This window comes from Pleionea sediminis (assembly GCF_007570825.1).
GTDB lineage: Bacteria > Pseudomonadota > Gammaproteobacteria > Enterobacterales > Kangiellaceae > Pleionea > Pleionea sediminis.
This window is the reverse complement of record NZ_SUNB01000004.1, coordinates 204,561-219,043: the sequence shown is the minus strand read 5'-3', so window position 1 is coordinate 219,043 and position 14,483 is coordinate 204,561. Positions and strand designations below refer to the sequence as shown.

Here is a 14,483-nt window from a genome sequence, read left to right as displayed (position 1 = left end):
GATGTCCATCGGTGCAAAAAAATCTGTCCGTTTTTGCACTATATGAAATTTTTTAGCATTGATATATTTGCCACGCAACTCATATAAAAATAAGGGCACATAATGAATAAAATAAAATATAAAAAATTGTTAGTTGGCCTATTCGCAACTATGTCTTTTGCTTCTCAACTACATGCTTCGCCAGATTATGTCAGAGCGTGGGCATGGGCCGGTAATCATAGTTCTACAATCAACGAAGCTTATTCTGCGAGTTCTTTTTATTCGAATTCGAGTGGTTTTCGAAGAACGTCCGAACGACCTTTCCGAGTACGATACTATGGTGACACGCAAATAACGCGAACCGGTACCGGAAGTTATCGTGTGCTTTTTGAGAATATGACGGGCACTGGAGGTATTGCTCATGTTACCGCTTATGGCGGCAATCATCGTTGTAAAGTTGCGGGTTGGTACAGTAATGGGAGTGGTCAAAATGTAAACGTCCGATGTTTTGCACCTAATGGAAATTTAACGAATGGACGATTTACGGTTCTCTATTATAAAGATGGACCTAAAGGCGATTATTATTCGGATGCCTATTTATGGGCGAATAATCCAACCGCGAGTTCGTATACTCCATGGGCGACTTACCAAGCTAATTCAACCGATGTTAGTAATACCATTACACGTTCGGCGACGGGTAAGTACCGAGTCAAAGCGCCGGGTATGAATATCAATTCTTCGGGCTCCATTGGCGGGACGGTTTATGTTACAGCTTATGGAACCGATAGTGATTATTGTAAAGTGAATAATTGGTATTTTTCGGGCAACGATTTGTACAGCAATGTGAGTTGTTACGATAACTCCGGTAATCCGTCTGACAGCCGTTTTACATTTAGCTTTATGAAAGGCGTTACACATGGCATTAGTGTTGCTGAAGATCAGTTGCGGGGGGCTTATGTGTGGGCGAATACATCGACAAATCCAGCGAGCTATTATCAGTACAGTTACAGTCAGCTACCAATTGAACGACATGATAATGGAACAGGGTCTTATCGACTGGAATTACCGGGTATGAAATCTTACTATTCAAGTGTAGCGAGTCATGTCAATGTAACCGCTTATGGTTACGATTCGAATTATTGTAATGTTTCAAGCTGGGGTAATAGCTGGGTTTATGATAATGGTGTAAGAGTAGGAGTTCAATGCTTCGATGCGAATGGCAACCCATCTAATTCAATTTTTACAATGCAATACTTAACGAACGAAATCATTTTATTCTAATGATAAAACTATCCTTGGTGATCTTTATTATCACCAAGGATAAAAATTAATTGAGAGAAATGATTTCTAAAATGATATTTTAACGAGCTAAACTTATAATTTTTGAAGTTTAGAAAAGCACTGTTTAATATGATCAATGAAGAGTCTTAATTTTCTCTGTTGTGCTGCTCCCGCTGGAAAAACAGCGTATAAGTCCACTTTTGTCATCTCATATTCACTAAGTATTCGTTCTAGCTGACCGGTTTCGAGATATTTATAAGCGTCGTACATAGCCAACTTGCCTAACCCATGACCATCGAGAACAAATTGCGTTCGCGTTTGCGCATGGTTGGTGACCATTGAACCTTTCATTTTGACGTCGTATTTCTGTTGGCCTTGTGTCATTGAAAACGTTTGGTTTGACGAGGTATAGATGATCCAATTGTGATTATCTAGTTCTTTAGGAGACATTGGTCTGCCATACGTTTTTAGATAAGACGGACTTGCACAAACACACATGGTTTGCGGTGTCAGTTTGATGGATTGTAGTTCCGAATCTTTTAATGCATTGGCCGCGCCGCGTATCCCAATGTCGAATCCATCGGCCACCAGGTTAACGATGCTATCGGTCAATAGTATTTCAACGTTAATCTTTGGATATAACGACTTGAATGTACTCACCATAGGTGTAATCACTTCCGACCCAACACCGACGGGTGATGTAATTCTTAGATTACCTTGTGGCTCGTTTTTAAAGCTTTCAATATCTTGTTGCGCCAAGTTTGTTTGGTCGACGACCGCTCGACACCGCAAATAATAACGACTTCCTGCATCGGTTAGACTGATTGAGCGTGTTGATCGGTAAAGTAGCTTGAGACCAAGCTGTTGTTCCAGCTTTTTAATGTGATAGCTCACCGAAGCTCGTGATATCGATAACATCCTCGAGGCTGCCGAAAAACTGCCTTGGTCAACAATCGCCGCAAAGACAACCATGCTTTTTAGTTGCTCGAATGAAGAGTCCAAACTAGCTCCTGCTTTATTAGCATGGTTAAACGCTCATCGTATTTAAGTCATTGAGATAGCTAAGATTATACTCTATTGTTCAATATATTGTACATTTCTATTAAAAAACTTGTTCATTGTTCAGTTTAATTGTCGATCGTATCATAACTCCTGTTAATGAAACTCATTAATTTAACCTTTTTTCAGTTACCTATGTAACGCAGTTTTCAGGGACTTTCCTGAGTCATAAATTGGAGAATGAACAATGACTAAAGTATTAATTCCGGTAAGCAATCACGCAACATTAGGAGAAACCGATCAACCCAATGGAACCTATGCGCCCGAATTAACGCATGTTATCGATGTATTGAGCCAGCATGGACTCGAGTACGATATCGCCTCTATCAAAGGTGGTGAAGTGCCACTTTATGGTCTTGATGTCGAGAATGATGACATTAACCGCCGCGTGCTCAGCGATCCCGGTGTTTCGTCTCAACTGAGTAAAACACTTGGGGTTAACGATATCAATATTGAAGATTATGACGCGATTTTTTACCCGGGTGGATTCGGTTTGTTGAGTGACCTTGCGAATAATAAAGAGTTTGCGGCTCTTGCTGCCAAACATTATGAAGCTGGAGGAATCATTGCTGCGGTATGTCATGGTCCCGCCGCTCTTCTCCCTATCACTTTATCGTCAGGTGACAAATTATTGTCCAGTAAGTCGGTAACGGGATTTACTCGAGAAGAAGAAATTGATTTTGGAACGATCAATGATATTCCGTTCTTATTAGAAGAAGCTTTGACGCGTGGCTCGGCCAGATATAATAAAGTACAGCCGTGGCAGGAATTAGTTGTTGTTGATGGCCGAGTCATTACTGGCCAAAACCCAGCGAGTGCGCACAAAGTTGGTGTCACTCTCGCTGAACTTTTAAACAATCAATGAAGGTTGGCGAAATGTTTTAATTAACCTAGCTCTTTAATTTTAACTCAGTGACGTTTGCAATTAGGCTTGAATCCTTGCCAACATTGATACGCTACTGAGTTAAAAAAGCAAGAGAAGTTATTTAGTATCAACAAAATCATTGCGCAATGACCTGCTGTTTTAGCTAGAGGTAAAAAGAAATGTACACGATGCTGTCTCGTAATTTGAGTGGCTTTTTTTACGAGAGCTTTACTGAAACTGAGCTTTCAAATACGTGATTCTATTTAGCTGAAGAGCCTTAAATCCCATAGTGCTTAGTCAAGGTTCATCATGCTATAATCTTTCCAAAAGCACTACACGGATGATGTATGAGACTTCCGACTAGCATATTAACATCGGTTCTTTTGGTAGGATGTATTTCTACGCCAGAATACCCCTACCGTGCTATGCCTGAACTCGATCCCAAAATTGAAGCCATTCCTCTGGAAGTGACACTTCCTCAGTATCCCAAATATGCGGCTTATAATAATATCAGCGGCTGGGTTCATTTTGAGTTGTTCATTAAAGAAGATGGTTCAGCGCATAAAATTAAAGTTCTTGATTCACATCCTGAAGATATTTTTGTACGTTCCGCACTGAATGAAATTAAAAACTGGAAGTTTGAAGCAAGCTCCACAACACAAGCCTATCAATACCTTATCGAATTTAAAACAGAAAAAAAATACCCGCATTAAATTCGCTTGCGGGTAATTATGAATGGTTGTATTTAGAATTTAAAACTGGAGGCTTTTGCCTCCAGTTTATATTGTGTGTAGTTGTTATTGACGTCGACCACAGAACTCGTAAAGTTCTTCTCGAGTGACGAAGACGCTAATCGGCATATAATCAACTGAAATGCATACCGACGTCGGCTTACTTGGATTGTTACAAGGTTGAGTTACCGGTACAAATAACGTATTGGTCGAATGTGTGGTTGAAGAAATATGCGCACATTGCTGACTAAGATAAGTGCCGCTGCCGTTAAATGCACCTTCAGATGTATTGCCATCACCATCTTGTATTTCGATGCCCATTGTCTCAAGAGCTTCTTCTAGATGACGGAAAAAACATGGATCAATAACCAGTGGAACTGAATTAGACAAGGTGAATTTACCAGAAGGCGTTTGTTCAAAAAAGTTCGCTAAACTCAATGTAACGTTCGATTCTATTGTGCCATTTAAGTGAGCAACATTATGCTGACCATGAAAATAGCTGCTATCTAACCTGAGGGTAAATACATTTTCGCTGTTATCCATAGGACCACGTATCGCATAAACGGCAATGCCATCTGGGAAAGGAACGGTCATTGGTACTTCATGTTGGTCTGCGATACGAGAACCATTTAATCCTAATGGAAGAGAAGTCGAGTTTAGGCGTTGGAAAAGAGTATTATTTTGGTGCCAACGATTATCTTCATCTTGAATAATACGTTGTAAATCAATCAAAGTATCTTGATCATAAGCACCACTCACGGTATCGAATAATGAGTCGGTCGCGGAATAAGGCGTCGAATCACTGGCACATTGCGACTCTTCTCCACCAACGACTGATTTGTTAGCGTTATAACTTCTTATTGGATTCGTCGTATAAAAATTATTCACTGTCGTACGAATCATATTTTGATAACCGAGAATATAAGATTTCAATACATTAAAGTTTTCTTTCTGTTCGGCTATTTCTGTAATTCTTGTGTACTCTAAAACCCCTTGAAATGGTTTATATAACACTTGATAGCGGACAAAGTTATCACGTTCAAGATCAAAAAAATGTAAAACGAAATTATGTGTTATTGACGGCCCTCTTCCCCCGCGATCAGGAATGCCATCTAAATTTCTATCTATGATTCGGAAAGGATGTTCGTCTTGAATGACTTGTTCCATTTGTTCAAAGGAACATGAGCGGCAAGATAATCCTTTGTCTGAAGCTGTAAAGTTGTATGGTTCATCAGACAGCGTAGCAGCTGACATAAATGAAAAGAAAATTAATGCAGCGAGTCTCATAATTAATATTTCCCTGGTAGAGCCCTTTTATCGACTTGGTCGAATATTATTCTAGTGAGATAATTTTGGCAAATATTTATAGGAACACTATCACATTTTTTCGCATGCGTGACTATTAATTAATCAAATTAATTTTAAATAGACGGCTAGAATTCTATTTAATGAAAAGCTCTCGATTTAGAACTGGGTTTGTTGCTGTTTGGCAACGAACCCAGTTGTGTAGTTAAACGGTGTTCTAAATTGTTTTTTGTTATGGTTAAAAATAACGAAACCGATTTAAAAAATTAAGGCGCATAATAGGTTTCCGCTCCGGGTCCCACTGGCATGCCTAAGAGGAAAACCCATATGTAGAAAAAGGCAACCCAAACCACAAAGAAGATCATCGAATAAGGTAACATCATCGCGATCATAGTGCCTATTCCAACGTCTTTTTGATATCTTGCCGCCATGGCCAATATCAGTCCAAAGTAACTCATCATGGGAGTAATTAAGTTCGATACGGAATCACCAATTCGATAAGCTGCCTGGATAACTTCGGGCGCAAAACCTATCAACATTAACATGGGAACAAATATGGGCGCGGTAATTGCCCATTGCGCTGAAGCACTGCCTAAACTTAAGTTAACGATTGCGCACATAAGAATGAAAAGTACGAACACTCCAGGGCCATCTAACCCTAAGGACTGCAGTAGCGCTGCTCCCTTAACTGCAAGGACGGTTCCTAAATTTGTCCACTTAAAAAAGGCAACAAACTGAGCCGCAAAAAATACTAAAGTGATGTACAGACCCAAGCTGCTAATGCTTTTTGCCATGGCATCGATCACGTCACGATCGTTACGCATCGTCCCGGCAAACCGTCCATAAACAAAACCAACCAGACCAAAGGTAATAAAGATAATAACAACAATACCCTTTAAGAAAGGCGAGCCCGTAATGGCCCCTGTTTCAGGGTTCAATAATGCGCCAAACCCCGGAATATCTGCAGGAATAACAGTAATACTTAGAACAGCAGCAACCGCAAGTAATGCCACTCCGGCTGCTTTAAGACCCCGTTTTTCCTTCTGTGACGGTGCGTCCATTCTTTGGTCACCAAGTTCAATTGACGCATTTTTCGGGTTGTAGACTCCCAGGCGCGGCTCAACAATTTTTTCAGTGACAAGTGCGCCTACCGCCGCTATCACAAAGGTACTGACAAACATAAAATACCAGTTAACCTCTGGGCCGACGACGTAGGTCGGATCAATTAAATGCGCAGCGCTTTCGGTAAAACCCGAGAGCAATGGATCAACGGTTCCTAGAAAAATATTGGCGCTATATCCGCCTGACACACCTGCAAAAGCAGCAGCCAGGCCGGCCAGAGGATGACGGCCCAACGAATGAAAAATCATAGCTGCCAAGGGAATAAGAACGACATAACCCAACTCAGATGCGGTATTTGAAACAATACCGGCAAAAACGATAGTCACAGTTACCATACGCTTGGAAGCACCCATGACTAATGAGCGCATAGCAGCGGATAACAAGCCTGAATGTTCTGCGACTGCAACACCCAACATGGCGACCAGTACGGTACCCAGCGGCGCAAAACCGGTAAAATTGGTAACCAGTCCTGTGAAAATACGCTGCAGTCCTTCTGCATTCATTAACGACACGACTTTTATAAGACCATCGGCACTCCGACCGGGACTTCCTTCAGGTCGGGGATCGGCCACACTGACGTCGAAGTACCCTAGTAAGCCGCTTAACAGCACAATGCCTGCGGCGAACATAGCAAATAATGTCACGGGATGGGGTAATAAATTACCTAACCACTCTACTGCCGCTAAAAACCGGTTAAACCATCCTTTTTTTGCTGTAGCGACATTTTCATTTGTCGATAAATCGTTCAAAAAACCACCTCTATTCTTCTAAAAACTTATCTAATACTTTGAGCAACCTGGCAGTGTATAGAAATTTTTGCCTGGGCACAAAAGTGGTAGTCGTTTCTAATGGGTGGGTATTAAGTCGTGAATCGGTAGTGTTTATGTTTTGTTCAAAACAGAGAACTTCTTAAATTTGTCGGCAAAGGGAGGTTCTCGTGAAAATTATTGCTCATCTTCAGCATGTGAAGAACAGTATGATTTTATTTCTCCTATTGCATTGGTTGTTGTTTGTACCGATGCATACCGACCTTTAGTCGTTAGTCGTTAGTCGTGTCGCTCGATGCAGTTCTGGAGTAATTGCTGCCGTAGCGTCAGAAATCAAATGTACTTCATAACCCAGATCAGATGCGGCACGTACTGCACTACTGACACACTCATTCGTGTAAACACCAACGATGTATAGCTCTGTTATCGCTAAGTTATTTAATAAGCAATGAATATTGGTACAGCTGAACAATCCACTTGCCGTTTTATTAATAATAATTTCGTCATCAACATAACACAACTAAGTTTGCGATATAGATGGCTGTAGAAGGATTGAACTCAAGACTCATACATTAATTGAGCTCGCGACTAGATCGTCCTATTATTTATTGTAAACATCCGCTTATACAAACCGTTTTTAACAATTTAGCAGGATTACTTTGATGAGTAACGGAAATCCCTTTGATACAAATCCCTATCGAGCCAGCGAATCGGAAGTGATTGAATTGTCTGCTGATTATGATGAGGTTAAATTTTTCTCCTGGTCGCAACGTATAGGACGCTTGCGATATTTTGCGTATAATTTTTTGATGCTAGTGCTATTGAGTTTTATTTTTGGTGGGATGCCTAATGGAATTCTAAGAGCTATGGGTCAGTCAAAAGAAAACTACCTCACGATTTTTCAACTGTTAACACTCTTTTTTTTAATTATTTGGACCATGACGTCTGTTATCTATGCAATACGGCGACTGCATGATTTGGATAAGTCAGGCTGGTGGATACTTTTGTATTTTGTTCCCTTAATAAACTTTGGACTGGCTATTTATTTATTATTTTTTCCTGGTTCAGAATTTGAAAACCGATTTGGTAAAAAGCCGAAACCAAACACTGTGAAAACTTGGATCTGTGCTTTGATTCCCGCTATTATTTTTATTGGTATTCTTGCTGCAGTGGCTATTCCTGCTTACCAAGATTATGTTTATCGGTCAAAAACTCATGAGGCTTATAACAAGGCAAGTCAATTAAAACCGGTTATTGAATCCATCTATCATAGTGAAGGTACTTTTGACAATGCGGATACTGGAAAGTTGGGATTGCCGGATAACTTAAACGGCGATTATACGAGGTACGTTAATGTTAGTGATGGGGTTATCATTGCTGAAATAAATGAACGAGCCGGAAGCGACGTCGCTGGTAAACAATTCATAATTCATCCAACAGTTTATGACGATAAAGTTATTTGGAGCTGCTTTTTCAGTGGGCCTGAAAAGTTAAAGCCCGTCTCTTGTGTTGAGTAATTGAGTAAAAAATCTATGAGTGGCGTTCTAATAAAGTTGAATAGATATTAGGTTTAATTTTATTGGAATGCTGTAACATTCAAAAGGTATATCGCATCGCTTAGGTGCATCTCGTTATTAAAGCCTGCTTTAAAAGCGTGCAGTCGTCACACTTTAAATGTCAGCCTTTATTCTATCCCCAAAAAAATAACGCTTGTCTGCATTTTGTAGAGATACAAAAACGCTCCAATTACACTACTTGGCAATAAAAATACAAAGAGCCTTCCAAATTTAAAGATGACCGTTTCAGCTAATTTATTGGCGCGCACTTTGTATATAGTGAAGTAGATACATCAATCAGGACTGACCCATGTTAACTATATTTCATCGCTTTTTTATTACGACTATTGTGTTACTCCTTTGCGCATGCTCAGGTAATTCAGATGACTCTGATAATGATTCGAATAACAATGATACTGAAGTCGCTCCGGTTATTTCAGACTTTTCATCATCTGCAACAACGATTAGCTCAGGCGAATCGATTTTGTTATCTTGGCAATTATCGGGCGGAGAAGCCACGTCGGCCAGAGTTAATCCTGGCGACATCGATGTTCTCGGAGAAAGTCGTTTACAGTTAACACCGACCGAAACGACGTCATACGAACTGATAGTTTCAAACGGTGCCGGTACTAACGCAATGAGTGTGACAGTTACTGTCGAAGTTTCCGATAACAATGCTGAAGAAGTCAACCTAGTTTCTACGCCAAGTTCAGTTACCATTGAGTCCGGAGCAAGATTCGAGTTTACTCACGCCAATCCAGAATCATTAATTTACGAATGTTCACTCGATCAGCAACCTTACCTGGTATGTGAATCACCTTTTTATATTCGTGACCTTTCGTCAGGTGTTCACCAGTTTTCAGTTCGACTTGAAGAACAACCGGCAACCGAGTCAACATTTAGCTGGCAAATAGAGAGCGTATTCGATAGTGCGTTAGCAGAAGACTTTGTTTCATTTACGAATGTAATTCCCGGCGATGATCCGGATGGTGGAAGTTTTCGAGTTAAATGTGAAGTATCGCATTTAAATTACGATGACGCGTTAGTACATCCGGGTGAACAAGATGCAGCTCATCTTCATATGTATCTTGGAAACAACAGCACCAATTATTTAACAACTATAGATAGTTTAGCGAGCACGGGCGAAGGCACTTGCGAAGGTAGTTTTTTAAACCGTTCAGGATATTGGATGCCTGCCATGTTATATCCTACCGATAATGAAGAGCGTCCCTATGAGTTGGTGTTGCCTTTCCAAGGCGATGAAGCACCGAATGTCTATTACAAAAGTGCTGTCGATGACAGTTCATCTATTGCAACTATGCCCAGTGGTTTAAGAATGATTTCAGGCAATGCTCAATCATCACCCGATAATATTCAAGACTTAAATACGATCCGTTGGCGCTGTGAATCTTGGACGATTACCAGTGTTGATGATTTTGTCCCGCACATTCCACGATGTGAAGTGGGCGACTGGGTACGTGGAATGGTTTTCTTTCCGCCTTGTTGGGATGGAGAAAATCTAGTCTCCACAAATCATAAAGATCATATGGCCTATCCTACTTGGTCCGAAGAGCACGGACTGCATTGCCCTGCTTCACATCCTGTCGCTTTACCGCAAGTACAATTTGAAGTGGTCTATGAGGTCACTGCAGACAACGCTTATCCAGTGGGAGACAGTCGATTCTGGCGGTTAGCGTCGGACAGTTATGACGTCGATGAAAACACTCCGGGCGGCTATTCTTTTCATGCCGACTGGATGTTGTCTTGGCATCCAGAAATTATTGAAGCCTGGACCGAACATTGTGTCCGTCAAGGTCGTCACTGTTCAGCCGGACAATTAGGTAACGGTTGGCAATTAGCGCCGCGCGAAGCGCACGATCCGGTGGTGCCTGATGTGATTATGCCCTCATTAAATATGAATCACCATTTACACTAATTTTACTAAGAAAAAGAGCGCATAATTGCGCTCTTTTTTATTTAACCTAATTACTTATTATTGGCCGAATGCTTCTACCTGGTAAATGGAGTAGCCCCAATAATTTCCGTGACTGCGTTCTTTCATCACAATGGAAAAATAACGCACACGTTGCTCAATCGAAAGCGTATCCGTTCGGTCGCCAAAATCACCTTGTGATCGTTGTGTTGCCAACCACCAGTCTACCCCATTTTGCGACACCCAGATTTCATATTGTCTGGCGTTAGCGGCTTCCCAATGAATCATAATGTTATTCAATTGTTGCTGCTGTCCCAGATCAAGGGTAATCCATTGGCCACGATTAACATGATTACTTTCCCATCGGGTTGAGCGATTACCATCGATTGCATCTCTAGCCGGTTGTCGTTGGCTACTGGCGGTTGCATCAACAATCGGTAATCTTGCCGCTTGAGATTCTCCAAATGTGTGTTGAAAGTTTTCGGTATCGTAAGCGCCTGATGCATTAATTACGGTGAAAAAATAACTCACCGAATCACCCGAATTCAAATTGGGAATACGATATTGATGCTGCCCGTTGGTCGTCGTCATCCGAACATTCATTTGTGTGCCGTTATTTACACGATAATGTAAATCAACACGTTCTCCAGTATTTGCTGTAATGATCATAGTATTACCCGATTCACTAATGCAGTAAGTCTCACATTCACCGTTATCACTGGTATCATCATTGTCACCTCCTTGGTCATTATCTTGATTGTCATCGGAATCATCATTATTGTTTCCATTGTCAGAATCGTTGTCGGAATCTTGTCCTCCGTCGTTGTTGGAATCGGCATTAAAGATATAACGTTGCCATTGGGTGTCCCGAGCGCCCGTTGCATCAATAACCGTAAAAAAATAATCAATAACGTCCCCTTCTGTTAAATTTTCGATGAGCTTTAAAGAGGTTTCATTAGTACGTTCCATTCTAATGTTTTGTTGAACTCCATTGTTCACAATGTAGTGAATATCAACTTGTTGGCCAACGGAGGCTTTGACTAATAGCGAGCTGCCTTGTTCGATAAAACAAAACTCATTACAGCTCGCTGGATCGTCATTATTATCATCTGAACTATCATCGTCAGAACCATTGTCATTGGAATCGTCATTATCCGAGTTATCGTCATCATCGCCACTATCACCTGGTGCGCCGTGACCACGAATACCAAAACTGTTTGCTGCAATCGTCAATTGAGTACCGTCAGAAAATGAAACCACTTCTGGTGTTTCTTTAAAATTGTAAGCGACGTAGGTACGCGCGCCATTTTTTTCGTAAACTTGCGCTATTGGTGAGCTTGCAGTGATGTTGCCTTTACCTGTTTTAATATGTCCTAATACGTTGAGTGTGTGAAGCCAATGGTAGGTATGAGCAATGGTTTCGCCTGCTTCGACGTCGTACTGAAAGTTCATTGTATTAAAGTCAGCAATAGCGGCCTCTGGATTGGTCATTGCCAAAATATTCCACCAGACATCACGCCATTGATCATTACCCAAACCAGAAGGTTTACCGTTAAACGATTCACTTAAGCCCAACGCGACATAATCTGAGAGATAGTCGGCGTGTAATCCAATATGCATTACTAATGGATTTAAGGGTAAGCCCTGTATTCCGAGTATGTGGGCATACTTGCCACTAAACCAGGTTGAAAATACATGACCACTTCCCCAAATAATTGAGGTCGTCATTTTGTTATATTCTGGAGAGAAGTTATCAAACGGAATGTCCTTACCGTGAAATCGATCGATATTATTCCAATATTCCCAATAAGTTGCTGCAGATAAGGTATGCAAATAAATACCGTGTTCGGTTAATTCATTATTATTCGTGATCATCCCGTAAAGAATAATCGCGCCGTATGCATTCGCAGCTTCTGAAGTTGACTCGTTGTTGTTTCCCAACACAAAGTTTGCATGTCCCGACGCCCAACTAAATCCATTGGCAGGATCGAAGTTTCTTACGTAAGGAAACATGGGATCGTCGCGTAACGCCGCATAGTCTCTAATTAATAGTTCAACCATTCCACCCCAGGCACTGGGAGCACACCAACTTTTGTCGGTACGACATATTTCTGCTGCAGCACGGACAAAGTAACCGTAATGAAAGTGATGATCGTTTAGCTGTTGCTGAGCACCAAAACTTTCATCGTAGCCTAATAACGTATTCCAATCTTCGTTGTAGGAAAAATATTTACTGGAATTAGGTTGACCATTTGTTGTTGCAGTAAACCAATCTTCCAATTCCGATTTTAGCCATTCAATCAATGCCACACGTTCTTGATCTAATCCGAGTTGGTCTGCCAAAGCCGCAACTTCGGCGACTTTTCCGTAATTTTTTCCAGCCCAATAAGTGTCGCTTTTTGTATTCCAGTATCCTGGACCTCTCGCAACAAAATCTCCAATAAGTTGAACGAGCTTTGTTCGGTCGTAACTTTGATTAAGCATTGGCATTGTTGGTAAAACACCAACGAAAGAAAGTTGATATTCAAATGCATTCAACGATGAAAACTTAATGTAACCGCGGGCACTGCGAACCCTATCCTGACTATTGATTGAGACTACACTATTTTTCCAGTGTAATGGCATCAAGCCGATAAAGGTTTCAACCGCTTGACCGTTCATTAAGTACTCATGGCGAACAGAAACTTGTTGCGTCGTTGAATTGAGATCATAATTAACGTTAACTTGATCAATCGTATTTGTCGCATGCTCTGCAAAACGATTAATTTTTTCACTTGAAGGCGTTATTTCGCCATTGTCGCTGTCCATGGGTATTAATGCGATAGTAACTCGGCCGCTGTTGTTCACAATGGAAATATTGTTACTACTGACATTTTTAAATTGTGTTGCGCCGTGACCGACGACAAGAAAGTGATTTCGATTGCCAGCGACGTCGGTCCACAATCCAATTTGATTACTCGATTGATGATAGATTCCTTTTTCTGGACCATCGGCTGAACGACTGCGAATTATTAATTCGCCTTGTAGCGTATCAATAAAAACGTAAGGCGAACCATGCACAAACGTTGCTCGCATTACAGGTTGTTCAGAATGTTGCCACTCTACGGTCATACTGCCGTCAGAATAATCGAAAAGTTTTGCCTCAAGACTTGAATACTGAGAGTTAGCAATAGCAAGACCATCGAATACTTCATCAAACGGCGCCGGAACATCATAAGTATCGGCAATGCCATTCTTAAATGCCATTCCAGCAGGAATACTGGCCATTCGAAAACCACGGTTTGTGATTCTTGCAGCAATTGGATCTGGGGTAATGTAACCTGAACGCGAATTATCACCGATAGGCATCTCACCATAAAAGGAGACGGATCCCCACCAACGATGGGTTCCTGTCGGCTTATTCGCTGCAGGGCCTGTTAAATTTGGATAAAGTGCTTTAGGACTGCCGATAGGACCCTGCTGTGGATCACATCCATCGATGGCTGGATCGACAATTCCTGCGTTACTGATCCAAGATCCGTAATCATTAACACAGCGAAAGCCTTCGGGATTCGCTTGATCAGAAATGCTACCAGCACCGACTGAAATTGTTTCAGCAACACTATTTAGAGAGATGGCACCGGAAGCAATCACGATATAAATTAAGTAGCGTGGTGTATTGCGCCAACCAGCCTTGTCAGTCACAACTCTGTTAACAGCGATCTTATGACGTAATGAGTTCTTAAATGAATTTGCGTTATTTTGAAAAATGAAACCGTAAATATTATTTGAATAACGTTTCCAATTAGCAACGCTTTTGGTGATTGCTCGTCGATACATTATATTTCTCTATTGTTTTTTATTTTAATTGATAGTATTCAGAGCCTAATCGTATTCACATAAACT

Annotated in this window: 10 protein-coding genes; 5 read left to right on the top strand and 5 right to left on the bottom strand. The window is 41.1% G+C overall.

Going from position 1 to position 14,483, the window contains the following annotated elements:
• The first annotated feature begins 102 nt into the window (after positions 1-102).
• Positions 103-1,260, top strand: a complete 1,158-nt coding sequence (locus tag FAX86_RS16325; RefSeq protein ID WP_144394537.1) for a hypothetical protein — start codon at positions 103-105, stop codon at positions 1,258-1,260.
• A 93-nt stretch (positions 1,261-1,353) separates the two neighbouring features.
• On the opposite strand, the gene FAX86_RS16320 is transcribed toward FAX86_RS16325, so the two are convergent.
• A complete protein-coding gene (locus tag FAX86_RS16320) occupies positions 1,354-2,262 on the bottom strand; it encodes a LysR family transcriptional regulator (protein ID WP_144394536.1) in 909 nt (302 codons plus the stop codon).
• Positions 2,263-2,506: 244 nt separating this feature from the next.
• Here FAX86_RS16320 and FAX86_RS16315 point away from each other — a divergent pair, with 244 nt between their 5' ends.
• On the top strand, positions 2,507-3,184 hold the full coding sequence (locus tag FAX86_RS16315; protein ID WP_144394535.1) for a type 1 glutamine amidotransferase domain-containing protein: 678 nt from the start codon (positions 2,507-2,509) through the stop codon (positions 3,182-3,184).
• A gap of 347 nt (positions 3,185-3,531) precedes the next feature.
• Positions 3,532-3,897, top strand: coding sequence for an energy transducer TonB (locus tag FAX86_RS16310; RefSeq protein ID WP_144394534.1), 366 nt, complete (start codon positions 3,532-3,534; stop codon positions 3,895-3,897).
• A gap of 84 nt (positions 3,898-3,981) precedes the next feature.
• On the opposite strand, the gene FAX86_RS16305 is transcribed toward FAX86_RS16310, so the two are convergent.
• From FAX86_RS16305 to FAX86_RS16295, 3 genes are all read right to left on the bottom strand, one after another.
• Positions 3,982-5,202 (bottom strand): hypothetical protein, encoded by a 1,221-nt coding sequence (locus FAX86_RS16305; protein ID WP_144394533.1) that lies wholly within the window; start codon positions 5,200-5,202, stop codon positions 3,982-3,984.
• A 284-nt stretch (positions 5,203-5,486) separates the two neighbouring features.
• Entirely contained in the window at positions 5,487-7,091 is a 1,605-nt protein-coding gene (locus tag FAX86_RS16300; protein WP_144394532.1) for an AbgT family transporter, read from the bottom strand.
• Positions 7,092-7,374: 283 nt separating this feature from the next.
• Complete coding sequence (locus FAX86_RS16295) at positions 7,375-7,629, bottom strand: cysteine hydrolase family protein (protein WP_144394531.1); 255 nt, start codon at positions 7,627-7,629, stop codon at positions 7,375-7,377.
• Positions 7,630-7,771: 142 nt separating this feature from the next.
• On the opposite strand from FAX86_RS16295, the gene FAX86_RS16290 reads away from it, so the two are divergent.
• Together FAX86_RS16290 and FAX86_RS16285 are read left to right on the top strand one after the other, a co-directional pair.
• Positions 7,772-8,626, top strand: a complete 855-nt coding sequence (locus tag FAX86_RS16290; protein ID WP_144394530.1) for a DUF805 domain-containing protein — start codon at positions 7,772-7,774, stop codon at positions 8,624-8,626.
• Between the two features lie 349 nt (positions 8,627-8,975).
• Positions 8,976-10,601, top strand: coding sequence for a DUF1996 domain-containing protein (locus FAX86_RS16285; protein ID WP_144394529.1), 1,626 nt, complete (start codon positions 8,976-8,978; stop codon positions 10,599-10,601).
• Between the two features lie 57 nt (positions 10,602-10,658).
• Here FAX86_RS16285 and FAX86_RS16280 read toward each other — a convergent pair whose 3' ends face one another.
• A complete protein-coding gene (locus tag FAX86_RS16280) occupies positions 10,659-14,417 on the bottom strand; it encodes a glycosyl hydrolase (RefSeq protein WP_144394528.1) in 3,759 nt (1,252 codons plus the stop codon).
• Positions 14,418-14,483: the final 66 nt, after the last annotated feature.